This is a genomic window from Rhizobium sp. SG_E_25_P2, assembly GCF_029892285.1.
Taxonomy (GTDB): domain Bacteria; phylum Pseudomonadota; class Alphaproteobacteria; order Rhizobiales; family Rhizobiaceae; genus Rhizobium_E.
This window is the reverse complement of record NZ_JARXVM010000011.1, coordinates 98,209-120,208: the sequence shown is the minus strand read 5'-3', so window position 1 is coordinate 120,208 and position 22,000 is coordinate 98,209. Positions and strand designations below refer to the sequence as shown.

At 61.6% G+C, this 22,000-nt stretch carries 22 protein-coding genes; 7 read left to right on the top strand and 15 right to left on the bottom strand.

The window, feature by feature from the left end; translation table 11 throughout:
• Positions 1 to 3 precede the first annotated feature (3 nt).
• From M2360_RS16230 to serB, 3 genes are all read right to left on the bottom strand, one after another.
• Positions 4 to 345 carry a hypothetical protein gene (locus M2360_RS16230; protein ID WP_280776386.1) on the bottom strand — a complete coding sequence of 114 codons (342 nt, stop codon included), beginning with the start codon at positions 343 to 345 and terminating at the stop codon, positions 4 to 6.
• Positions 257 to 496: a BrnT family toxin gene (locus M2360_RS16225; RefSeq protein ID WP_280776304.1), complete on the bottom strand. Its 240-nt coding sequence runs from the start codon at positions 494 to 496 to the stop codon at positions 257 to 259. Before M2360_RS16225 ends, M2360_RS16230 begins: the two co-directional genes overlap by 89 nt.
• A gap of 103 nt (positions 497 to 599) precedes the next feature.
• A complete protein-coding gene (gene serB, locus M2360_RS16220) occupies positions 600 to 1,490 on the bottom strand; it encodes a phosphoserine phosphatase SerB (protein ID WP_280776303.1) in 891 nt (296 codons plus the stop codon).
• A 21-nt stretch (positions 1,491 to 1,511) separates the two neighbouring features.
• On the opposite strand from serB, the gene miaA reads away from it, so the two are divergent.
• Complete coding sequence (gene miaA, locus M2360_RS16215; protein WP_280776302.1) at positions 1,512 to 2,411, top strand: tRNA (adenosine(37)-N6)-dimethylallyltransferase MiaA; 900 nt, start codon at positions 1,512 to 1,514, stop codon at positions 2,409 to 2,411.
• Here the strand turns inward: miaA and M2360_RS16210 are convergent.
• The 5 genes from M2360_RS16210 to M2360_RS16190 all read right to left on the bottom strand — a co-directional run bounded on the left by M2360_RS16210 (position 2,401) and on the right by M2360_RS16190 (position 9,633).
• Positions 2,401 to 4,404, bottom strand: coding sequence for an ATP-binding protein (locus M2360_RS16210; protein WP_280776301.1), 2,004 nt, complete (start codon positions 4,402 to 4,404; stop codon positions 2,401 to 2,403). The two genes, miaA and M2360_RS16210, sit on opposite strands and share 11 nt — an antisense overlap.
• A 157-nt stretch (positions 4,405 to 4,561) precedes the next feature.
• Positions 4,562 to 6,454 (bottom strand): EAL domain-containing protein, encoded by a 1,893-nt coding sequence (locus tag M2360_RS16205; RefSeq protein ID WP_280776300.1) that lies wholly within the window; start codon positions 6,452 to 6,454, stop codon positions 4,562 to 4,564.
• 163 nt (positions 6,455 to 6,617) lie between these two features.
• Positions 6,618 to 7,379, bottom strand: coding sequence for an ABC transporter ATP-binding protein (locus M2360_RS16200; RefSeq protein ID WP_280776299.1), 762 nt, complete (start codon positions 7,377 to 7,379; stop codon positions 6,618 to 6,620).
• Positions 7,373 to 8,440, bottom strand: coding sequence for an iron ABC transporter permease (locus M2360_RS16195; RefSeq protein ID WP_280776298.1), 1,068 nt, complete (start codon positions 8,438 to 8,440; stop codon positions 7,373 to 7,375). Before M2360_RS16195 ends, M2360_RS16200 begins: the two co-directional genes overlap by 7 nt.
• A 53-nt stretch (positions 8,441 to 8,493) precedes the next feature.
• Complete coding sequence (locus tag M2360_RS16190) at positions 8,494 to 9,633, bottom strand: ABC transporter substrate-binding protein (protein WP_280776297.1); 1,140 nt, start codon at positions 9,631 to 9,633, stop codon at positions 8,494 to 8,496.
• Positions 9,634 to 9,739: 106 nt separating this feature from the next.
• On the opposite strand from M2360_RS16190, the gene M2360_RS16185 reads away from it, so the two are divergent.
• Positions 9,740 to 10,537: a methyltransferase domain-containing protein gene (locus M2360_RS16185; RefSeq protein ID WP_280776296.1), complete on the top strand. Its 798-nt coding sequence runs from the start codon at positions 9,740 to 9,742 to the stop codon at positions 10,535 to 10,537.
• A 5-nt stretch (positions 10,538 to 10,542) separates the two neighbouring features.
• Here M2360_RS16185 and M2360_RS16180 read toward each other — a convergent pair whose 3' ends face one another.
• Entirely contained in the window at positions 10,543 to 12,417 is a 1,875-nt protein-coding gene (locus M2360_RS16180; RefSeq protein WP_280776295.1) for an EAL domain-containing protein, read from the bottom strand.
• Positions 12,418 to 12,833: 416 nt separating this feature from the next.
• Between M2360_RS16180 and M2360_RS16175 the strand changes: the two genes are divergently transcribed.
• The 4 genes from M2360_RS16175 to ilvN are packed head-to-tail and all read left to right on the top strand — an operon-like array spanning position 12,834 to position 15,941.
• The gene (locus M2360_RS16175; protein WP_280776294.1) at positions 12,834 to 14,606 is read left to right on the top strand and encodes an acetolactate synthase 3 large subunit; all 1,773 of its coding nucleotides are present in this window, start codon (positions 12,834 to 12,836) and stop codon (positions 14,604 to 14,606) included.
• A gap of 55 nt (positions 14,607 to 14,661) precedes the next feature.
• The gene (locus M2360_RS16170) at positions 14,662 to 14,943 is read left to right on the top strand and encodes a hypothetical protein (protein ID WP_280776293.1); all 282 of its coding nucleotides are present in this window, start codon (positions 14,662 to 14,664) and stop codon (positions 14,941 to 14,943) included.
• 2 nt (positions 14,944 to 14,945) lie between these two features.
• Positions 14,946 to 15,347, top strand: a complete 402-nt coding sequence (locus tag M2360_RS16165; RefSeq protein ID WP_280776292.1) for a type II toxin-antitoxin system VapC family toxin — start codon at positions 14,946 to 14,948, stop codon at positions 15,345 to 15,347.
• 21 nt (positions 15,348 to 15,368) lie between these two features.
• Positions 15,369 to 15,941: an acetolactate synthase small subunit gene (ilvN, locus tag M2360_RS16160; protein WP_137157902.1), complete on the top strand. Its 573-nt coding sequence runs from the start codon at positions 15,369 to 15,371 to the stop codon at positions 15,939 to 15,941.
• A 33-nt stretch (positions 15,942 to 15,974) separates the two neighbouring features.
• On the opposite strand, the gene M2360_RS16155 is transcribed toward ilvN, so the two are convergent.
• From M2360_RS16155 to M2360_RS16145, 3 genes are read right to left on the bottom strand one after another with little or no spacing between them, the layout of a single operon-like run.
• The gene (locus M2360_RS16155) at positions 15,975 to 16,751 is read right to left on the bottom strand and encodes an anti-sigma factor (protein ID WP_280776291.1); all 777 of its coding nucleotides are present in this window, start codon (positions 16,749 to 16,751) and stop codon (positions 15,975 to 15,977) included.
• Positions 16,748 to 17,257 carry an RNA polymerase sigma factor gene (locus M2360_RS16150; protein WP_280776290.1) on the bottom strand — a complete coding sequence of 170 codons (510 nt, stop codon included), beginning with the start codon at positions 17,255 to 17,257 and terminating at the stop codon, positions 16,748 to 16,750. Before M2360_RS16150 ends, M2360_RS16155 begins: the two co-directional genes overlap by 4 nt.
• A 28-nt stretch (positions 17,258 to 17,285) precedes the next feature.
• A complete protein-coding gene (locus M2360_RS16145) occupies positions 17,286 to 17,657 on the bottom strand; it encodes a hypothetical protein (protein ID WP_280776289.1) in 372 nt (123 codons plus the stop codon).
• Positions 17,658 to 17,847: 190 nt separating this feature from the next.
• Between M2360_RS16145 and M2360_RS16140 the strand changes: the two genes are divergently transcribed.
• Positions 17,848 to 18,441 (top strand): LysE family translocator, encoded by a 594-nt coding sequence (locus M2360_RS16140; RefSeq protein ID WP_280776288.1) that lies wholly within the window; start codon positions 17,848 to 17,850, stop codon positions 18,439 to 18,441.
• A 42-nt stretch (positions 18,442 to 18,483) separates the two neighbouring features.
• Here the strand turns inward: M2360_RS16140 and M2360_RS16135 are convergent, their stop codons facing one another.
• The 3 genes from M2360_RS16135 to M2360_RS16125 all read right to left on the bottom strand — a co-directional run bounded on the left by M2360_RS16135 (position 18,484) and on the right by M2360_RS16125 (position 21,786).
• Positions 18,484 to 18,969: a DUF2269 domain-containing protein gene (locus tag M2360_RS16135; protein ID WP_280776287.1), complete on the bottom strand. Its 486-nt coding sequence runs from the start codon at positions 18,967 to 18,969 to the stop codon at positions 18,484 to 18,486.
• Positions 18,969 to 20,255, bottom strand: coding sequence for an SDR family oxidoreductase (locus M2360_RS16130; protein WP_280776286.1), 1,287 nt, complete (start codon positions 20,253 to 20,255; stop codon positions 18,969 to 18,971). The genes M2360_RS16135 and M2360_RS16130 overlap by 1 nt, the downstream gene beginning before the upstream one ends.
• Positions 20,256 to 20,445: 190 nt before the next feature.
• Positions 20,446 to 21,786: a carbohydrate porin gene (locus M2360_RS16125; protein WP_280776285.1), complete on the bottom strand. Its 1,341-nt coding sequence runs from the start codon at positions 21,784 to 21,786 to the stop codon at positions 20,446 to 20,448.
• Positions 21,787 to 22,000 lie beyond the last annotated feature (214 nt).

Below are 22,000 nucleotides of genomic sequence, written 5' to 3'. Positions count from 1 at the left end.
GGTCTATTCGGCCGGATCCCGTTCCAAGGTCTTCACATAAGCACGCAGTACACGATTGATCTCTTTGGTCGGATCATTCTGCCCAGTCTGGCTGCGAAAACCGGCCAGGATGTCGGGATCAATCGAAACCAATCCCGTGCCGGAGCCAGACCTGCGGCGCCCGGCCAGCATCTGTTCCATCGACATTTCAGGCGCGTCACTGGTGTCGATGTCCCGATCGCCCGCCGCTTCAAGCACGGCGAGTTCTGAACGAAGCTCAGCGGACATCTCGTCCATGTCGGTAAACATATGTTTCCCGAGCCGTGGCCCGGCGGGCGCTGATGATGCGGATGATTTCTTGGCCATTTCGATCGCGATCCGTATGGACCACCAGTAACAGGGTCGCCGCGCCAATCATGCCGATCGAATGTTCGCGCGCCTCTCCATCGATGACTTCACCCTGGAATGTCCAAAGATGCGGATCCTTCCAAGCTTGCGCCGCCAACTCGTACGACACTCCGTGTTTGGCTTTATTGATCCGGTTCTAGTTTTCATCCCATTCGAACAACATGAGCTTAGCCCAAACGGCGGCGCCTGTACACCGCCGAGCGTAGCGCGCGTCAGGCGTTATGGAAATCCGTTTTCCGGTACCCCTGGATGTAGAGAAGCGCGGTGAGATCGCCGTGATCGATGCGCATGCCGGCCTCGGCGGCGACAACGGGTTTGGCGTGTAGCGCCACGCCTGCGCCGGCGAGCTTGATCATGCCGAGATCATTGGCGCCATCGCCGACGGCCATTGCGTCTTCGGGCGTAATGCCGAGTTTTGAGGCGATGTCGATGAGCGCGTCGACCTTGGCTTGTTTTCCGAGGATCGGTTCGGCGACCTCGCCGGTGAGAAGGCCGGCGTCGTGGAGGAGGATATTGGCGCGGTTCTCCTGAAAGCCGATCTGTTCGGCGATCGGGCCGGTGAAGACGGTGAAGCCGCCGGAGACCAGGGCGGTGTAATGGCCCTTGGCCTTCATCGTGCGCACGAGTTCAATGCCGCCCGGCGTCAGTGTGATGCGCTTGGCGATCACCTCGTCCACCACCGACAACGGCAGGCCCTTGAGCAGCGCCACCCGTTCTCGCAAAGCTGGCTCGAAGGCGATCTCGCCATTCATGGCGCGGGCGGTGATCGCCGCCACCAGATCCTTGAGGCCGACTTCGGCGGCCAGTTCGTCGATGCATTCCTGGCCGATCATGGTGGAGTCCATGTCGGCGATAAGCAGGCGCTTGCGGCGCGTCTCATAGTCTTGCACGACCACGTCGACCTTCTCGCCATCCAGCGCCTGGCGCAGCGCCGCATCCGCGTCCTGCGCGTTCACGCCGTCGCGCAGTGCGATGTCGGCTGCGACGCCGTCGGCGAGCCAGTACAATCCCGATGCGGAAATCGCCGCCGCCGCCTTTTCAGCCAGACGCGGAACCAGTACAGGATGGGACGGATTGGCAATGAGAGTGGCGACAAGAGCCATCGGACTTCCTCGGATGGGTGAATGGACGCGATCCTGATAACCGGGCCGACGGCGAGCGGCAAGTCCGCTCTGGCGGCGGAACTGGCCCAACGTCACGGCGGCGAGGTGATCAATGCCGACAGCATGCAGGTCTATTCCGTGCTCGACTGGCTGACGGCTAGGCCGCGACCGGAGGAGATGGGGGGCGCGCCGCATCATCTCTATGGCGTTGTGGCGCCGACTGAAGCCTTTTCCACAGGCGCCTGGCTGCGTCGTGTCGAGCCGAAGCTTGTCGATGTCAGGGCGCGCGGCAGGCTGCCGGTCTTTGTCGGTGGAACAGGGCTCTATTTCAAGGCGCTCACCGGCGGCCTGTCGGAGATGCCGGAAATCCCTGATGACATCCGCGCATCCTGGCGGCAACGGTTGACGGAGGAGGGGGCCGAAGTGCTGCATGCGGAACTCGCGCAACGCGATCCGGAGGCGGCGTCGACGCTCAATCCGGCTGACGGCCAGCGTATTCTGAGAGCGCTGGAAATTCACACTGTGACCGGTCGCTCGATTCGAAAACTCCAGGCAATGACAGGACCGGCGCTCGTCGATCCCGCATCCGCGACAAAGATCATTCTGGAGCCCGAGCGCGCGCTTCTGCATGGACGCATAAACCGTCGCTTCGAACAGATGATGGAACACGGCGCGATTGGCGAGGTCGAGGCGCTGCTGGCGCTCGATCTGCCGCCGGCCATGCCGGCGATGAAGGCGATTGGCGTTTCCCAGATCGCCGACATGCTCGCAGGCAAAATCACCCGGCACGACGCGATCGAGCGTTCCTCCGCCGCCACCCGCCAATACGCCAAGCGTCAATCGACTTGGTTCCGCAACCAGATGGATGAGAGCTGGATGAGGATCGGCGCGGCGTCCGAGCTGGCTTTGCTTAGCGCTTGATCAGGCTGTCGAGCGGCTTGCGCAATATGCTCTGGCGGCGTGCGGAGAGTTCTTCGCGGGCGTTCGGCGCCGCAGACGGCGGGTCCTCGCGACGAAATTCCGATTTCAGCAGCGATGAATACCGGTCGAGCCGCGAATCTGCGCGCGGCGCATCGGATGCTTCCAGCCGCGCCTGCCCGGGCAGCATGCCGGGATTGTAGGGTTCGAGCGGCGAGGCGTCTGGCTCCAGCCGCAGCGAGGGCAGGTCGATGTCATCACCGCTCGACGCGGTGACCACAGCGTCGAAGATCGAGGCTTCCACCGCCGAGATGCGCGACTGGAAATCGGAGATGTCGGGCCCGCCGGTCGAGCGCATCCGATCCACCACCATGCCGAGATTGATCGAACTGGGATCGAGTTCCGCCTCCTCCACTTCCACGCCATGGGCGCTCGGCAACCGGTTTTCCGGCACACGGTTGAATTTCAAGCGCATCGGCACCGGCACCGCTTCGCCGAAAGCGATCGCCTCGCCATTGGCCAGCGAGGAGATAAAGCTCAGCGCCGAGCCGGAGGAGTTGGGCAGCGCCTTGCGGATGATTTCCTGGTCGCGTTCGTTGGAGAGCCGGAGCGCAAACACGGTCGAGCATTGCGACAGGATGGTCTGGTCAAGCTCTCCAGGGCGCTGCGTGATGATGCCCAGCGAGCAGCCATATTTTCGGCCTTCCTTGGCGATGCGGGCGATGGCCTGGCGGGTGGGAACAAAGCCCAGATTGGCGTCGGCCGGCACATAGCGATGCGCTTCTTCACAGACCACCAGCAGCCGGACCGCGCCTTTGCTCCAGAGCGCGATCTCAAACGCCATGCGGCAGAGTACGGAGGCGACGGAGTTGACGACTTCGGAGGGAATGCCGGCCAGCTGAAACGTGCTGATCGGCCGGTCGCCGCCGGGAATGCGGAAAATCGTGGCGATCGTTTCGTTGATCGTGTCGCTGATCGTGTTGGAGGAAAACATGAAGCGATAGCGCGGATCGTTGATCGCCGCCGCCAGCCGCAGTTTCAGCGCGCGCAAATAGGGTTTCTCGTTGCGTCCGTCGAGCTTGCCAATGCGCTCGTCGATCAGAGCCATCAGGTCGGCGATGCGGTAGGGCACGGGCGTGTCGGCGGTGATGCCGTTTTTCTCCGACAGCCGCCGTGAGCCGGCCTCGGCGCCGCGAAAGCCGCGCTTGGCTTCTGGGATCAGGTCGCGCAAAGCGTCGAGTTCATCGGGTACGGCCGCGCGGCCCCGGAACAGGACTTCGGCGAATTCCTCCAGCCGGAACAGCCAGAAGGGCAGGTCGAGATTGCCGGTTTCGATCACCACGCTCTTGTCGGGAAAGGCGGCGGCGAATTCGTTGTGTGGATCGAGGATCAAGACCCGAAGTTTGGGATCGGAGGCGATCGCTTCGCGCAGCAGCAGAGCCACGGCGGTGGATTTGCCCGATCCGGTGGAGCCGACAATGGCGAAATGCCGCGACAGCATCGAGGGCATATGGATCGAGGCTTCGATCGTTTCGTCCTGACTGAGCTTGCCGACAACGCAGTTTTCGCGCTTGCCATTGTCATAGATCCGCATCAGATCCATCGAACGGATCTGATGGGCGGGCGCGCCGAGATAGGGATAGGCCGAAATACCTGAGGAGAAGCGCTCGACGCCGTCATCGCCCATGCGCACTTCGCCGACAAGTTCGAGATCGACGAGAAATTCGTTGGCCTCGCCGCCGCGCCAATGATCCTGCGTGGCGCGTGCGGCGCGCGTGAGCGCCACCACCCGGCGTTCTTCCACCACGATCGAGAGAAGCTTGCCGACCGTCAACTGGCTGGCGATGTCGCCGGCCTCGCCGCCGGTCACCGCGAGGAGCGTGGCGGTGGAGCCGCTGCAGGCGACGACATGGCCAAGCGCGCGCGACGTGGCGCCATGGGCGCGCCGCTCCTGCAAGCCCGCCTGCGGGGCGCTCTGCAACTCCCTGCTATACAAAAGAATTCTCCAATAAGCCTTTTTGCCGGGCTTACGCGGGACAACGCGTTCGACCCCGGACCTGAGTGGTCAAAACTAAGGCTCCGGAGTTAATTTCCTGTTTAGACACAGGCGCCCTGTTTCGGCACAGATCGGGTCTCGCACTGTCGCGCTCCAATCAGGCGGCGCGTGTCTCGGTGGCGACGCGGACAGCGTCGGCCTCGCTCATCGGTTTGCCGAAGAGATAGCCCTGGATGATGTCCGGCTTCAGCGGCGAGAGGATCTCCATTTCCTCTTCGGTTTCCACGCCTTCCAGCACGCAGCGCAGATCCAGATTGCGGCAGAGGGTAATGATCGCCGCGACGATCTGGCGGGACGAGGCGCTGTCGGCCACCTTGCGCACGAAGCTCTTGTCGACCTTGACCTTGTTGAGCGGCAACTGGTCGAGATAGGCGAAGCTGGAATAGCCGGAGCCGAAATCGTCGAGCGCGATCCGGCATCCGGCCCCGGCGATCAGGCGCAGCGATTCGCGGGCGGCCGGCAAATCGGTCATCACGGCGGTTTCGGTGATTTCGAACTCGACGCGATGCGGCGCGATGCCCGACGTTTGGATGCGGTCGATCAGCGTCTGGGTAAAGGCGGTATCGGACACATCCTGGGCCGAAAGATTGAAGGACATCGACAGCGAAGCAGGCCAGCGGGCGAGAGTTTCCAGCATTTTGCCGAACAGGATATCGGTCACCCTGTGGATCAAGCCGGCGCGCTCGGCGGCGCAGATGAAAAGATCCGGGCGCACGGGACCGAGAACAGGGCTGTTCCAGCGCGCCAGCGCCTCGAAGCTTCTGACCTCTTTGGCGGCCATGTGCATTTGTGGCTGGAAGACGAGGTAGAGTTCGCTGTCGAGATCGGCTTCGCGAAGCGCGCGTTCCAGCGCATTGTTGCGCTGCAATTCCTCGTTTTCGCCGAGATCGAACAGGACTGAGCGGCCGCGACTGTTCCTCTTGGCCTTGTAAAGAGCGAAATCGGCCTTCTCGTAGAGTTCTCCGCAACTTCCAGCCGTCTCGGGGAAATGGCTGAAGCCGGCGGAAGCGCCGATGGTCAGGCGAAGAAAGTGGATGGCGTAGGGTTCGGTAATGGCGGCGATCAGGCTGTCGCCGAAGGCCTGCGTGGTTTCGCCATCCATCTCGTCTTCGATGATGAGCGCGAATTCGTCGCCGCCGATCCGGCCAATGAAGACGCCTGACTTGGCAAAGCTCCTCAGCCTGTCCGCGACGCTGACGAGCAACTGATCGCCGACGATGTGCCCATAGACATCATTGATGGCCTTGAAACCATCGAGGTCGAGAATACCGAGGCGAAACGGCTTGCGCATCGACACCAGACGCTCCAGCCGGTCGAAGACCGAACGCCGGTTCGGCAAGAGCGTCAGCGGATCGGTCGCCGCCAGCCGGGCGGCGAGCAGCCGCGCCTCGACCTGGCGCACCATCGCGCGGCGCAACAGCGTCGCCATGCCGAAAGCAGCGAAACTGGTGGCGACGCCGATAAAAGCGAATTGGTGCTGAAGCTCGGGCGACGCCAGGCGGGAGAACCAGAACATCGATCCGATCGACACCAGAATGCTGCCGATCGTCAGACGCAACGTCACGCCGGATGTCGAGAAGACCACAGCCATCAAGACGAAATAGATGAGTTTCGGCGCTTCGAAATGCAGCAGCATGTAGGCGAAGACGTTGGAAAACATCAGAAGATTTGTGGCTAGGCCGCAAAGTTCAAGTCGTGCGAGCGTGACCGTCGTATTGTTCAGCGGCTTCTGGCGCATCCAGCCATAGGCGAGTGCGGTGAGCGTGCTGATGCCTGCCAGAATCGCAAGCGGCAGGCCGGCCTCGTCACCCCAATGCGCATAGGTCACGAAGATGTAATAGGCGCATCCCGGCAGCAGGAAACCTCTGAGAATAGGCCGATAGGCTTCAGCAAGCGCCTGCGACCGCTCCATGTCGGTCCAGGCGCTTCTGCCTCTGATTGCGCTCAGCAGTTTCATCGCCGTGGCCTGTTTGCCAGCGACGCCGCGCATTTAATGTCTGTCCCGTGCCCCATCGTGACCGATCGTCCCTTCACTTACGGTCACCAAACTACGGCAGCTTTTTTTATTTTCGGTGTAGATCTTACCCCCAGAATTCACAATTTATGCGGCGCTATATTAGTTGAGCCGCAAAACGCACGACGCCTGGCGAATCTCAGGCGGCGCTGAGGGCTTTGTCCACGATCACCATCGGCATTCCCTGGCTGCAATGCTCGACCCGGGCCTCGACGCGATAGACGTCGCGCAGCATGTCGGGCGTTATCACCTCGCGGGTCGGGCCGCTGGCGATCAGCCGCCCGCCGGATATGACCATTGTCTGGGCGCAGTAACGCAGCGCGTGGTTCAGGTCATGCAGAGCGATCAACACCGCCATGCCCTGCTCGGCGGCAAGCCCTTGCATGAAATCGAGCACCTCGATCTGGCGATGCAGATCGAGCGCCGACGTGGGCTCGTCCATCAGAAGCGTTTCGGGGCGGCGCACCAGCGCTTGGGCGATGGCCACCAATTGCCTTTGGCCGCCAGAGAGCGCGCCGAGGTCTCGGAAACCGAGATCGGCGATCTTAAGCGCGTCGAGCACACTGTCGATGGCGGAGAGTTCGCCGTCCGACACCCGCCAAGCCGAGCCTTGCTTGGCGGCGAGCAGCACGGATTCGTAGACGGTGAGCACGGCGTTGGCGCCGGTGTCCTGCGGCATGTAGCAGACCGGCAGCCGGCCATCGCGGACATCCTCGACGGTCACTGTGCCCGCACCCTTCAGAAGGCCGGCGATACGCTTGAACAAAGTGGATTTTCCGGCGGCGTTCGGGCCGATCAGAGCCGTCAATTCGCCGCCCATCAGCCGGTCGGTGGTGATGTTGGAGAAGATTTCGGCGCGGCCGTAACGGGCGCCCAGTCTGTCGAGCTTGAGGCTCACCATGCCCGCCTCCTGTTGGTGAAGATCAGCGAGAAGAAGAAGGGCACGCCCACCAGCGCGGTGATGACGCCGATCGGCAATATGGCTCCCGGAATGAGCATCTTGGAAACGACCGATGTCGCCGACAGCAACAGGGCGCCGCTCAAGATCGAGCCAGGCAGGAAAAACCGTTGATCCTCGCCCACCAGCATGCGGGCGATATGGGGACCGACGAGACCAACGAAGCCGATCGTGCCGACGAAGGAGACGGGAATGGCGGCGAGCAGGCTGACCGCCATCATGGTTTCAAGCCGAAGCGACTTGACCTTGACGCCAAGGCTGGCCGCCTTGTCGTCTCCCAGCCTGAGCGCCGTCAGCGCCCAGGCGCGGCGGGCGAAGAGCGGCGTACAAAGAATGAGCGCCAGCGCCGTCACGGCCACCTTCGGCCAGGTCGCCTTGGTGAGGCTGCCCATGGTCCAGAACACCACAGCGGCCAACGCCTGTTCCGAGGCGAGATATTCGAGCAGCGACAGAAGCGCGTTGAAGGTGAAGACCAGCGCGATGCCGAGCAGCACGATCGTTTCCACCGTCACGCCGCGCAGCGTCGACATGCCATAGATGAACAGCGAGGCGAGCATCGCCATCAGGAAAGCGTTGATCGGCACCATATACTGCACCGCAGCCGGATAGATCGCCACGCCGCCGACCAGGCCCAGCGCCGCGCCGAAGCCCGCGGCGGCGGAAATGCCGAGCGTAAAGGGGCTGGCGAGCGGGTTGGCGAGAATGGTCTGCATCTGCGCGCCGGCCAGCGACAGACAGCCTCCGACCGTGACCGCCATCAGGGCGATCGGCATGCGGATGTCCCAGATCACCACGCGCAGCTGATTGGCGACTTCGGACGGCGTGAAAATCGCCGAGAGGACTTCACTCAGCGAGTAGCGGGCAGGCCCGAGGCCCATGTCGAGCGCGAGGGTGAAGACGAGCCCGGCAAGGAGGCCGATGAGAATAAGGATCCGACGCGCAGCGAGGGCGCGGTATTTCACCGCGCCCTCGACCTTGACGTCATCATGAGGAATTGCCGCCATATGCGACCTCCTTTTGAAGCGAGACGCCGGCGCTTGCGCGCCGGCCCGGGAAATTAGTGCCCCGAATTCAGGGAGACGAAGTAGCCGCTGCGGTATTCGACCGGCAGGAAGCGCGTATGCAGTTCGGCGAAGGTCGCTTCGGGATCGACATCCTTGAAGAGGTCCGGGTGCAGCCACTTAGCGATCTGCTGGACGGCGACGAACTGGTAGGGATTGTTGTAGAACTGGTGCCAGACGGCGTGGACGTTGCCGTCCTTGACCGCCTTGACATCGGTGAAGGCGGGGCGCTGCATCAGCGCGGCGAGCTTTTTGGCGGCGACCGCCTTGTCCGCGCCCGGGCCGACGCCGATCCATGCGCCGCCGGGAACGTAGAGCTCCCAATTTGCGCCGGTCACGATGATCTGATCGGGATTGGATGCAGTGATCTGCTCGGGGTTCACCGTGCCGAAGGTGCCGGGGATGATGTCCTTGGCCATGTTCACGCCGCCGGCGAGTTCGACCATCTTGCCGAAGTTTTCCGAGCCGAAGGACATGCAGCAATCGTCGCTATAGCCGCCGGCGCGTTCGATGAAGACGAGCGGCTTCTTGAGGTCCTTGGCGACGGCGAGGCGGTCGGTGACCAGCTTCAGCTGTTCGTCATGGAACTTCACGAAGTCCTCGGCGCGTTCTTCCTTGCCATAGAGCTTGCCGATCAGCCGCATGGACGGATCAGTGTTTTCCATCGCCTTTTCGCGGAAGTCGACATAGACGAGCGGAATGCCGACTTTTTCGAGCTTTTCGATATAGCCGCTTTCCTCGGTCGCCGACTTGGCGTCGATATTCATGATGATGACGTCGGGCTTCAGCGTCACTGCCTGCTCGATGTCGAAGGTGCCGTCCTTCATGCCGCCGAAGGTCGGGATCTTGTCCATCTCCGGGAATTTTTCGAGATAGGCGTTGTAGCCATCGAGATCGGCCTTCTTGAAGTCGTCGCGCCAACCGACGACGCGCTTGAATGGCGCGTCCGTATCGAGGGCTGCGGTGAAGTATATCTGCCGACCTTCGCCGAGAATGACCCGCTCGACCGGCACGCTCACCTTGACCTCGCGGCCGGTGATATCCTTGACGGTCACGATTTCGCCAGCAAGGGCGGAACCAGAAAGAAGGGTGCAAAGGATCGAGGCGGCGACGGCCACCTTATTGAAAATAAACATCTTTACTTGATCCGCTTGGTTGAGTTAACTGGGGCTTATAATTGTTGATTTCAACAGTCAAGAATTATCTTTTCGAACGATTCCAGACTGGAATGGGAGACGGGTCATGACCGCCAGCGGACGCGCCAATCATGGATTGAGGGACGAGATCAAGGCATACTGGTCTGTCAGGGCCGAAACCTTCGACACGCAGCCTGGCCATGAAATCTTCTCGGAGGCCGAGAGGCGCGCATGGCTGGATCTCCTGCGCCGGCATATCGGCGAGGGGCAGGGCCGGCGCGCGCTTGATCTTGCTTGCGGCACGGCGGTGATCAGTCATCTCCTTGACGATCTGGGCTTTGATGTCACAGGCATGGACTGGGCGGAGCCGATGCTGGAGCGAGCCCGCGCCAAGGCGAAGACGCGAGGGCGGAAGATCCGCTTCCTCACCGGCGACGCCGAGAACACGATGGAACCAGATGATGTCTACGACGTCGTCGTCAATCGCCATCTCGTCTGGACGCTGGTCGACCCGCTCGCGTGTTTCAAGGAGTGGCGACGCGTGTTGAAGCCCGGCGGCATGTTGCTCGTCGTCGATGGCGATTTCGTCAATACGACCGTGCTGTCGAGAGTGTTCGGAGCGATGGCGGGCTGGATCTCCAGGCTCGGCGGCGGAGCGGGTCCGCGCCATGGCGCGGGGCCGGATCTCGCCGCGACCCATAGGAGCATCCTTTCGCGCGTGCATTTTTCCAACGGCGCGCGCGCCGGGGCCGTGGCGGACATGCTCGCCGAAGCGGGCTTCCGCGACATCGTCGTGGATGCGAATCTCGCCGCCATTCACCGGGCGCAACGCGCCGACTTCGGTTTGCTCAGGGGACTGGAGCGCGCCGCGCAGCACCGCTATGTGATCACGGCGCGGCGCTGAGCGGATTAGGCCGAGGCGGCGATCAAATCGGCGGCGGCGGTTTCCGACATTGGGCGACCGAACAGATAACCCTGGATAATGTCCAGCTTCATGTCCGAGAGCGCGGCGAGTTCCTGCTCGGTTTCGACGCCTTCGAGAACGCAGCGCAACTGGAGCCTCTCGCACAGCGCCACAACGCTGGCGACGATTTCGCGTGCGGCGCCGGGCTCCGTCGCGTCGCGCACGAAGGTTCTGTCCAGCTTGATCTTGTCGAGCGGCAGGACGCGAAGATGTTGGAGGCTTGAATAGCCTGAACCGAAATCGTCCAGCGCGATGCGGCAGCCGGCTTCGGCGAGGATCGACAAGGCCCGATGCGCGGCGTCCTGATCCGCAAGGATCGCGGTCTCTGTGACTTCGAATTCCACGCGCTGCGGCGCGACGCCCGATCGGCGCACCAGTTCCAGAAGGCTGCCCACAAAATTCATGTCGCCCGCATCCTGTGCGGACAGATTGAAGGACATGCCGATCCGCTCCGGCCAGGCGGCGAGTGTTGCCAAGCCTTTGGCCAACACGACGGAAGTGATGGCCTTTATCTGTCCCGTACGTTCCGCCGCTCCAATAAAGATTCCCGGCGGCACGGAGCCGAGCGTGGGGCTGTTCCACCGCGCCAGAGCCTCGAAGCTTTCGGGCTGACGGCTGTCGAGGCGTATCTGCGGCTGAAAAAGCAGATGCAGTTCCCGATCGAAGTCCGCCAGCCGCAAGGCGTGTTCGAGCGCCTCTTTTTGCTTTTGTTCTGCGGCCTCAGCCTCATTGTAGATCACCACGCCGCCGCGAGCCGACTGTTTGGCTTTGTAAAGCGCGAAATCGGCGCTTTCATAAAGACCACGCGCTTCGGACGCCATGGTGGGAAACGCGACAAGTCCTATCGACGCGCCGATCTTCAACTCCACGGTGTCAAGACGGTATCGCTCGGAAATGGCGTTGATCACCTTGTTGGCCGCCTCGGTGGCCATTTGCGCGTTGCGAGCGCCGATGAGGGTCAGCGCGAATTCGTCGCCACCGATCCGCCCTACCACCAGGTCGGGGCCGGCCATCTGTTGCAGTCGGCTGGCGACCCTGCTCAAAAGATCGTCCCCGACCGAATGTCCATGCTGATCGTTGACCTGCTTGAAGCCGTCCAGGTCAAGGACGCCGAACCAGAACGGTTGTGATTGGCGGGTGAGCAGATCGAGATTGGCAAACACCGAACGCCGATTTTTAATTCCAGTCAGTGGATCGATGTATGATTGCCGCTCCAATTCACCGGCATAACCGGATGCGAGGTCGCGCGCCGCGATCTGGCGAATGAGGGCGCTGCGCAAGGCGGCAAAGGCGCCGAGCACGACAGCCACGGTTGCCGACGCCAGACGCAAATATTCTGCATCCGCGCCGGGCATGCCGATATAGACATAAAAGCCGAGCGTTGCGATCGGCGCCGCGATGCTCAAGATCGTCAATCGGGCAGTGGCGCTGCCTATGGCGAAGACCATGGCGATCAGCAAGAGATAGACGAGTTTCGATTCCCTGTAGTCAGTGTGAATGTAGACGATGACATCGACATAGAGCAACACTTGCAATGTCAGGCAGAGTCGCTCAAGCGCGGCCACGGTGATCGCGCTGCGCGATCTCAGCCAGCGATAGGCGGCTCCGTAGATGAGCGCCGTCACCAAACTGCAGGTGAATGTCAGGAAATGAGAGGGATCGAGCCCTGCTGCGATGTAGTCGAGCGTCTTGTAGAGAAAATACACCACGCCGACGATCAGCAGATAGGACACCACCGACCGATGGGTGTCCGCGAGCGCAGCACTCTCGGTCACCCTGAGACGCATCTTCAGGCGAGTAAACGCTTCATTAATGAACATCGTCGAGCTCCGGGGAAAACGCAATCCATTCCCTCTTTCGTCATCAATATGCTCCCTGTTCCTGGTCAATCCCGTAATTTTACGAAAATCAAGTCAATACTTAGCAAGCGCAGCAATTTTGCGCCGCTATCCCGAACGTGTTGAATTGTTGTATTAGAGACATTTAATGGTTCGGGGCAGCCTTGGCCTGTTGCGTCTTTCCGTCTGGCGCGGTTGACGTCCGGAGAATTTCGCTCTATGCAGGGCGCATGATCAAATTCGCAAACATTCTTGTAGTGGGAAGGCGCATGGGCAGGACGGTGTAACCGTCCGGCGATAGCCACCCATGCGCAAAACGAGGCTCCTCCGGGGGCCTTTTTTTATGCCCTGAAACTTGGTAATGCGCGCGGTAATTCGAAGGGAAGGAAATAGAGACAATGAGCGACATGCGGATGACGGGGGCGGAGATCGTCCTGCAAGCCTTGAGGGACAATGGCGTCCAGCACATCTTCGGCTATCCCGGCGGCGCCGTGCTGCCGATCTATGACGAAATCTTCCAGCAGGACGATATCCAGCATATTCTCGTCCGTCACGAGCAGGGCGCGGGCCACGCCGCCGAAGGTTATGCGCGCTCCACCGGCAAGGTCGGCGTCATGCTGGTCACATCCGGTCCGGGCGCGACCAACGCGGTGACGCCGCTGCAGGACGCGCTGATGGACTCCATTCCGCTCGTCTGCATCACCGGTCAGGTTCCGACCTCGCTCATCGGCTCCGACGCCTTCCAGGAATGCGACACGGTCGGCATCACCCGTCCCTGCACAAAGCACAACTGGCTGGTCAAGGACGTCAACGATCTCGCCCGCGTGCTGCATGAAGCCTTCCGCATCGCCCAGACCGGCCGTCCTGGCCCCGTCGTCGTCGACATCCCCAAGGACGTGCAGTTCGCCACCGGCACCTACGTGCCGCCCTCCGAAGTTCCCCTCAAGGCCAATTATCAGCCGAAAATCCAGGGCGACCTGACCGAAATCGAAAAGGCGGTGGCGTTGCTCGCCGGCGCGCGCAAGGGTGTCATCTATTCCGGCGGCGGCGTGATCAATTCCGGTCCGGTCGCGTCCAAGCTGCTGCGCGAACTGGTCGATCTCACCGGTTTCCCGATCACTTCGACGCTGATGGGCCTCGGCGCCTATCCGGCCTCTGGTCCGGCCTGGCTCGGCATGCTCGGCATGCACGGCACCTATGAAGCCAATATGGTCATGCATGACTGCGACGTCATGCTCTGCGTCGGCGCGCGTTTTGACGACCGCATCACCGGCCGCCTGAACGCGTTTTCGCCCAATTCGATCAAGATCCATATCGACATCGATCCCTCGTCGATCAACAAGAACGTGCATGTCGATTGCCGCATCGTCGGCGATACCGCCTCGGTGCTCGAGGACATGCTCAGGATCTATCGCGCCCAGGCCAAGGCAGCCTCGAAGGAACGTCTGGCCGACTGGTGGGCGCAGATCAAGAAATGGCGCGGCCGCAATTCGCTCGCCTACGCCAAGAGCAATGACGTGATCATGCCGCAATACGCCATTGAGCGGCTCTATGAGCTGACCAAGGACCGCGACACCTACATCACCACCGAAGTGGGCCAGCACCAGATGTGGGCGGCGCAGTTCTACAGGTTCGAAGAGCCCAATCGCTGGCTGACCTCGGGTGGTCTGGGCACGATGGGCTACGGCCTGCCGGCGGCGCTGGGCGCGCAGATCGCTCATCCCGACAGCCTGGTCATCGACATCGCTGGCGACGCCTCGATCCAGATGTGCATTCAGGAAATGTCGGCGGCGGTGCAGCATAACGCGCCAATCAAGATCTTCATCCTGAACAACCAGTATATGGGCATGGTGCGGCAGTGGCAGCAGCTTCTGCATGGCAATCGGCTGTCCAACTCCTATACCGAAGCGATGCCCGATTTCGTCAAGCTGGCGGAAGCCTATGGCGGCCACGGCATTCGCTGCGACAAGCCCGAAAATCTCGACGCGGCGATCATGGAGATGATCGAAAGCCCGCTGCCGGTGATCTTCGACTGCCGCGTGGCCAATCTCGCCAACTGCTTCCCGATGATCCCCTCGGGCAAGGCGCATAACGAGATGCTCTTGCCGGACGAGGCGACCGACGAAGTCGTCGCCAACGCCATCGACGCTAAGGGTCGCCAGCTGGTTTGATAAAGATCGGCGGGAGGGATATGATCCTCAACATCCTTCCCGCCAGGAGATCGCAATGGCTAAGGTGCAGATCAGTCCAGATGACGTGGTGGCGCTGCCGAGGGCGGTGCTTGAGGCGCATGGCATCGTCGAAGGCGACGATGTCGACGTCAGCGGCGGCCGCAAAGAGGTGCGGCTTACGGTGGCGTCTCCTGCAGCGGAGCCGCAGCGGAAGCTGACGGTCGAGGAGTTCACGGCATCGCTTCCACGATACTGTGGGCCGTCCATCACGGATGAGATGATCGAAGAAGCGATCGCTCAAGAGGTGCGGGAACGCTGGGAGCGGAAGAGCCGATAGCCATGGATATCCGCGTGGTCGACACCAATGTGCTCGTTCGATATCTCGCGAGAGATGACAGCGAACAATGGGAGATCGCCGCAGGGATAATCAGTGGCGGCGACGTTCTTCTGCTCTCCACGGTGCTGCTGGAAACGGAATGGGTGCTTCGAAAGGTGCTCAGGCTGGACAAGCCGACGACGCTCGATCTGTTCGGGCGATTGGCGCAGGTGTCGACGGTGGTTATCGAGGAGCCGAAACGCTTTCGATCGGCGTTGGCGTTCTGTGAGAACGGTCTGGACTTTGCTGATGCCTTCCACCTCGCATCCGTGAGATTGGGTGGAACCTTCGTAACTTTTGATCGCGCATTGGTGCGAGCGGCGCAGAAATTTCAAAATTCAGTCAGCGTCGAGCTGGCGCACTAAACACAAGGGCAGGAAACAGACATGAACGCACATCTACAGCCGACCGGTTCGGCCTATTTCATCTCCAAGGAAACCGAGCTTGCCGAGAGCCATACGCTATCGGTCCTGGTGTCCAACGAGCCGGGCGTGCTCGCCCGCGTCATCGGCCTGTTCTCGGGCCGCGGCTACAATATCGAAAGCCTGACGGTGTCGGAGACGGAGCATAAGTCTCATCTGTCGCGCATCACCATCGTCACGCGCGGCACGCCGCATGTGCTCGAACAGATCAAGACCCAGCTCGACCGCATCGTGCCGGTGCATCGCGTCGTCGATCTGACAGTCCGCGCTCGCGAAATGGGCCAGGAGCGGCCGATCGAGCGCGAACTCGGCCTGATCAAGGTGGCTGGAAACGGCGAGCATCGCGTCGAGGCCCTGCGCCTGGCCGACGCCTTCCGCGCCAAGGTCATCGACGCCACCACGGATCACTTTGTGTTCGAGATCACCGGCAAGCCGTCCAAGATCGACCAGTTCATCGCCATTATGCAGCCGCTCGGCCTGATCGAAGTCTGCCGCACCGGCATCGCCGCGATGAATCGCGGCTCCCAGGGCATGTGAGGACAAAGCCCGCCGGTTCAGCCGGCGGGCTGTTCAGATCTGGAATTGCCTGTAGCACTCATCGGCGATGCGCCGCAGGGTCTCACGGGAAATCTCCCCGGTTACAGCGTAGGAAAGATCGCGGTCGATCCAGTAAAAGGTCTCGATCGGGCCTTGGGCGGCAAAGCGGAAACTTGTTTCGCGGCTCTCGCCATTGCGGCCGATGAGCACCGTCAGGCGCTTTCCGGAGCTATCTTCATACATCAGCAGCGCGCCGGCCTTTTCATCGACTGGCACCAACCTGCCGCCAACCAGGCTGAAGCCAAGACTGCTCAGGTCGGGCGCCGAGAGTGAGGCGCCAAGGCGTTTGCCAAGCCAGGCGACGAGGTGATCCTTCTCGTCGGACCAGACCTCGACCGGATGGCGCATATCGCTGGCGTAAACCAGAAAATTGGCGCTGGCTTGGCGTTGCAGGGGCGGATCATCGCCATTGTTCTTCGCGCTGAAGGATATGAGGCTGGAACTGAGGTTTCCCGCCAGGAAGACAAGGATGGCCATTCCTGTCGCGCCCGCCCATCGCAAGACCCGACCCCGAGGCAAGCGCCGGGGCGTTGCGCGCATGCGCCATTGGTCGCCCGGCCGCGCTTTTTCATAGCGGGCGAACATGGATTTGATCTCCGCGTTCTGCCGGCGCCATTCGGCGATTTCAGCGGCTGCATCCGGATGCCTGGCGAGCCATTCCTCGATCCGCGCCGCCTCGTCCGGCGACAACTCGCCGTCGACATAGGCATGCAACATTTCGGTGCTGACAGTTGCGGCGTCTTCGCTCATTCTTGTCTCCGCAAGTGTATGATGTTCCTGTTTTTAAGCCGGGCGCTCATTTCGGCTCGAGCGCGCGACAGCCGCGACATCACCGTGCCCACGGGCGCGCCGATAATTGCCGCCGTCTCGGCATAACTGAAGCCTTCGACGACAACCAACATCAGCACGGCGCGCTGGTCCGGGTGGAGGCTATCGAGAATCTCGGCAAGGCGTTGTCGCTCCAGGGGGTCGGAGGCCGGCTCTTCGCTGGCGAGCGTTTCAGCGGCATCGAGATCAAGCACGGGAAAGCGGCGGCCGCGGCGCAATCCGTTGCGGTAGAGATTGGTCATGATCGTCGTGACCCAGGCCCGGAAATTACCTCCAGCCCAACGATCGCGGTTCAACAGCGCTTTTTCGATACAGTCCTGCAGAAGATCCTCGCCGTCGGCGTCCGACCGCGTCAGGCTGCGGGAGTATCGTCTAAGCCTCGGCAGGAGAGCGAGCAGATGTTCCTCGACGCTGGTATGCGCCGGCATCGAGGGATCTTGCTCCGGAAGGTTCGGATCACGGACGGGCCGCATCCCAGACGCCCTTCACGCCGTCGCCGGTGACATCGCCCATCTTCTTGTCCTTGGTCCAGTAATACAGCGGCATACCATTTCTCGCCCATTGCAGCGAGCCGTCCTTGCGGGAAACGAGGGAAAAGTCGCCTTCCGCTGCAGCGTCGGCGGCGGCGATGAAGGGCGGCCAGTTGGCGGCGCAGGCGTCGTAGCAATTGGATTGGCCCGCCTTGTCATTTTTGAACGTGTAAAGCGTCATGCCATCTTTGCCGGCAAGAACGTCGCCCTTCTCGGTCACAACGGTGCTGACGGGCGCCGATGCCGCGAAGGCGGCAGTGGCGACAAGGGTGAACGCCAGGGTGATCAGTGTTTTCATCGTCTCTCTCCTCGGTCAGGGATCCAGATTTGGGTCCGCAGTAGTGAGACACATGGACGCCCCGGTTTATTCCGGCCATCTGTGTTTTTATTCGCCACAGGCCATCGTTTTGCGTTGCCTGTCGATCACGCCAATTCATTGGACGGTGGAAATGGGACAGGTAAGCTGACCTAATTGGAGGAGGCCGCCTATGTCCCCGGAAGTTATTTTATCGCTCGTCCTGTTTGCCTTCACCACCTCGATCACCCCCGGACCCAACAATATGATGTTGCTGGCCTCGGGGGTGAATTTCGGGCTGAAGCGCACAATCCCGCATATGATCGGCATTGAAGTCGGCTTCGGCAGCCTGCTGATCGCCTGCGGTTTCGGCCTGGGGGCGCTGCTCGAGGCGGCGCCGATTGTCTATACGCTGCTGAAGATCGCCGGCGGACTCTATCTTCTCTATATCGCCTGGTCGATCGGCATGTCGCGGTCGCTGGGCGAGGGCGGCGAGGTCGGCGAGCCGATGAGCTTCTGGTCGGCTGCGGCGTTTCAGTGGGTCAATCCCAAGGCCTGGGTGATGGCCGTGTCGTCGATGGCGGCCTATGCCGATCCCGCCCATCCCGTGCTGTCGGTATTCGTGGTCGCCTTCGCCTTCCTGCTGCTGGCGCTGCCGTGCCAGGGCGGCTGGACCGTGTTCGGCGCGCTTCTTCGCGACTGGCTGTCGGAGCCGGTGCGGCTGAAATGGTTCAACCTGACCATGGCGGCGCTGTTGGTGCTGAGCCTCTGGCCGATGCTGCGTTGACAGAATTTGCCGAGTCTCCGCAAGGCCTTGGCGCAAATTGCTTCAGTTCAAGAAGAGAGTCAGGTCCGTCTTGTTGAGCATCAGCCAGAAGATGCCGACCACGGCTGCGAAGGCGGGAAAGCCGCAGGCGAACCAAATACGATAGAGCCTGAAATAGGCGGGCGGCAGGGGTGCGCCTTCTGCGGCGGCGCGGTGGGCGAGGTCGCGCAGACGGATCTGGATCGCCACCACCGGGAGCCAGAACAGGCCTGTGAAGACGTAGAGCGCCAGCGACAGCAGGATCCAGCCCTCCGTCAACGGCCAGCCGATCTCGCGCGCGAGAAGATAGCCGGTGATGGGCTGCAAGATCGCAGCGGTGGCCGTAAACAGCGTGTCGGCGATCACCACCGTGCCCGAAACATGGGCGATCAGTTTCGCGTCGTGGCTGCGATGCGCCATGACCATGAAGAAAGCGATGCCCGCGCCCGTGCCCAGGAGAACGGCGGCGCCGACGACATGGGCGAGCCGAAGGAAGGGTTCGAGCTCCATCAGCGTTCATCCAGAATGGCGAGCGCCACGAGCGTCAGCGCGAGCGATGGCAGCACCTTGACGAGCGGTCCGAGTGGATCGAACCAGAGATCGGGCTGAAGAAGCGAGCCGCCGACCATATAGGCCAGCGATGTCGCCAGCATGCCCCAAAGCGCTTGTCGAGACCATGGCCGGACAGCAACGGCGAGACCGAGCGCGAGGTCGAGCGCGCAGGTGGCGATCGTGACGGTGAGCGCCGCGCTCCAGGGCATGAAGGGCAGGAAATTCGCTCCCGCCCGCATGGGATCGAGGAGCGGGATCATGCCGGACAATAGCCAGAACAACGATAGCGTGAAGAAGATGAGGGGCTTCAGGAGATAGAGCCGTGCGAACCACAGATCCTGGACGCCGGCGGGCTGGGCGGCCAAAGTCTGCCCGGCATTCATCAAGCCCTCGACCGGCGATCGCGCCGTCAGGCCGCCGGACATGACCCTGAGCGCCGTCGATCGCAAGGGCGAGCGCCAGCCGAGACGACCGAGCAGGTCCGCGACCGCGCCCACCGGGCGGCCCACCAGCGCCGGAAGGCCGATGACGGACGCATCGGGCAGGCCGAGCCAGCGGCGATGCAGCTTCACGAGTTCGGCGAGCGTCGGAACCTCGGGGCTGGCGAGATGCAGATCAGCGCCTTCCGGCATATCGCCCTCGACGGCGGCGACGACCTGAGCGGCCACATCCGTCAGCGCCACGGTGGCGACGGGATTGTCGTGATCAATAAGCGGCAGCGCGAAGGGCAGGGCGGCCAGCGCCCTGATGAGCGCCGTGCCGCCGAAAGCGTTGCGCCCAATCACCAAGGCGGGGCGAAGAATGACATGGTCGAGGCCAGAGGCCTTCAACGCCTCGTCGGCGGCGCGCTTGGTGGCGAGAAAGGCGGCGTCGGCGCCCGCTCCATTCGTATCCGCCGAGATCTGCACGATACGGCGTATCTTCTGTGTCCGGGCCGCGTTGTAGAGAGCGAGCATCGCATCGCGCTGGGCGGCGGCGAGATTGTCGGACAGGCCGTCCTGCAGCGCGCCAGCGCAATTGACGACCACCTCGACGCCGTCCAAAAGCCGAGTCCAGTCAGAGGCTTGGCGGAGCATGCTGAGATCGCCTGTCAGCCAGTTCACATCGCGATTCAACCCCGTCTCGCGCGATTTGGCGCGTCCGGTCGAACGGCCCATAGCCACAATTGAATGGCCGTGAGCGGCCAGCGCATCGGTGATGGCCGAGCCGATGAAGCCGGTGGCTCCGAGGATCAGAATTTTCATGCGGCCTTGGCCCCCATTCACCCTTTGCCGGTTATAGCCAACAGACCAGGACGTGACTAGGAGCAGGCGAATGCTGCGTTATCTGATGATCGGAGCCAATGACGCCGCAGCGACCTTCATCTGGTGTCGTCCCGCGCTCCCAAGGAGCGCGAAACGTCGAGGCGAATGTTGAGCGGCTTCTCAACCGCTCTCAGAGTCCGATAGCCTTGCCGGCCAGTGAGACGAGATTGAAGCCGATGGCGAAGCCGGTTTTCGGGTCGCCCGACGCCGTCGGATTCTGGAGCGTATTGGGATTTATCACATAGTTGGCCCAGGGTTGAAAAATCAGGCTCCCGGCAATCACGAAATTGGCGTCTACGCCGATGGCCACCTCGTCTCGGCCATTGGTGTAGGTTCCGGTGTTGGCTTCCTTGAGATAGGCGCCGGCGTCGGGCGTGAGCCGGTCCCAGATGACCTTCAGCGAATAACTGTCGAACGGGCGACTGGAAAAGGGCCCGCTCAACGTTACGCCGGCGTTGAGTTCATGCTGAAGGCCGTAATTGTTTTCCTGATCGAAACTGGCGTAAAGGCTGCTGTAGAGGGACACCGAAGCTGCGGTGGGATCCTCGCTTTCTCGCCAGATGGTCTGCCGCCCTCCCACATAGGCGCCATTCGTGCCGCTATGGGTCTTGCCGGTGTGAAGGTCGGTCTGGTCGCCATCATTATGGTAGAACATGGCTTCATAATATTTCGGATAGGGATCCGTCGCCGGCGTCGTCTTGTAGACCAGATTCGCGAGGTAGAGGCTGTTGTTCGGCTCGTCCAGCACGACGCCGTTCGGCAATGTCACCTCGCCATTCCAGCCTTCCCAACCATTGGTGAAGGGAAAGGCGGTATTGCTGCGCCAGAAGCCGACTTGCGCGGTCCATTCGGGCGTGAAGCTATAGGCGGCGCGAGCGCCATAGTTGGAATAGGGCGGCGGATTCATACCGACCCCGGTCTGGAGGCCGCCGAGTTGGCACAGGAAAGGCTGATTGCATAGAGGCAGGGCGAAATAATTGCTCGCCTGATCTATGCCGAACGATATGTCCAGCCTGTCGTCCAATAACCTCTGTTCCCATGCAAATTGGCGCAGATGCCACTTTTCGGGAATGTAAGGCCCGGAGTTGCCGATCAAGGAATCGCCGGCATAGGAGCCAAAAGTTCCGTTGTTGTGCGGCTCCGGGACATAGAGATAGTGGAAATGCAGGGTGGATCCATTGAGCTCCATGAGTTTCTCGAGATCGAGATCGACGCCCGCGTCGTACAACGTCACATTCTCGTATTGGCCGGTTTTCAGCCCCATTGAAGGATTGGCCACCATGATGTCGATGATGTTGAATTCGAGCTGAATGCCCCTGTTTCTCAGCGTCTTACCGAGGGGCGCCAACGGGCCGGGAGGCACATGGCCGTTGAGAATATCAATGAACGACGATGTCTTGGGCTCCGTCGCCGCAATGGCCTTGGTGTCTTCAGCTCTGACCGCTCCGGTCGCTATGGATAAAGCGAGCATAGAAGCCGGTAGCGCTATCGTTGTGCGTGACCTAAATGACATTTTTTCCCCTCCACGAGAACATGATTGCGACGACGCCTCCTGCACCGCCGCTTTCATCACAGTTGATTAATTAGTTGACCAATCAGTTTGGAGAAGTCGGAATTTTCGATAGGAGCTATTCAGGTGGTGAATGCGGCTCGCGTCGCTGGCGGCCGTCGGCAGACATGAATTC

Bases quoted from the DNA above. Each gene is read 5' to 3' on its own strand.
- M2360_RS16150 (WP_280776290.1), bottom strand. From the start codon at position 17,257: ATGCCGGCGCATACCAGCGTCGAGGAACATCTGCTCGCTCTCCTGCCG.
- M2360_RS16180 (WP_280776295.1), bottom strand. From the start codon at position 12,417: ATGTTCATTAATGAAGCGTTTACTCGCCTGAAGATGCGTCTCAGGGTG.
- miaA (WP_280776302.1), top strand. From the start codon at position 1,512: ATGGACGCGATCCTGATAACCGGGCCGACGGCGAGCGGCAAGTCCGCT.
- M2360_RS16145 (WP_280776289.1), bottom strand. From the start codon at position 17,657: ATGAAAACACTGATCACCCTGGCGTTCACCCTTGTCGCCACTGCCGCC.
- M2360_RS16170 (WP_280776293.1), top strand. From the start codon at position 14,662: ATGGCTAAGGTGCAGATCAGTCCAGATGACGTGGTGGCGCTGCCGAGG.
- serB (WP_280776303.1), bottom strand. From the start codon at position 1,490: ATGGCTCTTGTCGCCACTCTCATTGCCAATCCGTCCCATCCTGTACTG.
- M2360_RS16130 (WP_280776286.1), bottom strand. From the start codon at position 20,255: ATGAAAATTCTGATCCTCGGAGCCACCGGCTTCATCGGCTCGGCCATC.
- M2360_RS16165 (WP_280776292.1), top strand. From the start codon at position 14,946: ATGGATATCCGCGTGGTCGACACCAATGTGCTCGTTCGATATCTCGCG.
- M2360_RS16205 (WP_280776300.1), bottom strand. From the start codon at position 6,454: ATGCGCGGCGTCGCTGGCAAACAGGCCACGGCGATGAAACTGCTGAGC.
- M2360_RS16175 (WP_280776294.1), top strand. From the start codon at position 12,834: ATGAGCGACATGCGGATGACGGGGGCGGAGATCGTCCTGCAAGCCTTG.
- M2360_RS16155 (WP_280776291.1), bottom strand. From the start codon at position 16,751: ATGAGCGAAGACGCCGCAACTGTCAGCACCGAAATGTTGCATGCCTAT.
- M2360_RS16200 (WP_280776299.1), bottom strand. From the start codon at position 7,379: ATGGTGAGCCTCAAGCTCGACAGACTGGGCGCCCGTTACGGCCGCGCC.
- ilvN (WP_137157902.1), top strand. From the start codon at position 15,369: ATGAACGCACATCTACAGCCGACCGGTTCGGCCTATTTCATCTCCAAG.
- M2360_RS16125 (WP_280776285.1), bottom strand. From the start codon at position 21,786: ATGCTCGCTTTATCCATAGCGACCGGAGCGGTCAGAGCTGAAGACACC.
- M2360_RS16230 (WP_280776386.1), bottom strand. From the start codon at position 345: ATGGCCAAGAAATCATCCGCATCATCAGCGCCCGCCGGGCCACGGCTC.
- M2360_RS16135 (WP_280776287.1), bottom strand. From the start codon at position 18,969: ATGGAGCTCGAACCCTTCCTTCGGCTCGCCCATGTCGTCGGCGCCGCC.
- M2360_RS16195 (WP_280776298.1), bottom strand. From the start codon at position 8,440: ATGGCGGCAATTCCTCATGATGACGTCAAGGTCGAGGGCGCGGTGAAA.
- M2360_RS16140 (WP_280776288.1), top strand. From the start codon at position 17,848: ATGTCCCCGGAAGTTATTTTATCGCTCGTCCTGTTTGCCTTCACCACC.
- M2360_RS16190 (WP_280776297.1), bottom strand. From the start codon at position 9,633: ATGTTTATTTTCAATAAGGTGGCCGTCGCCGCCTCGATCCTTTGCACC.
- M2360_RS16185 (WP_280776296.1), top strand. From the start codon at position 9,740: ATGACCGCCAGCGGACGCGCCAATCATGGATTGAGGGACGAGATCAAG.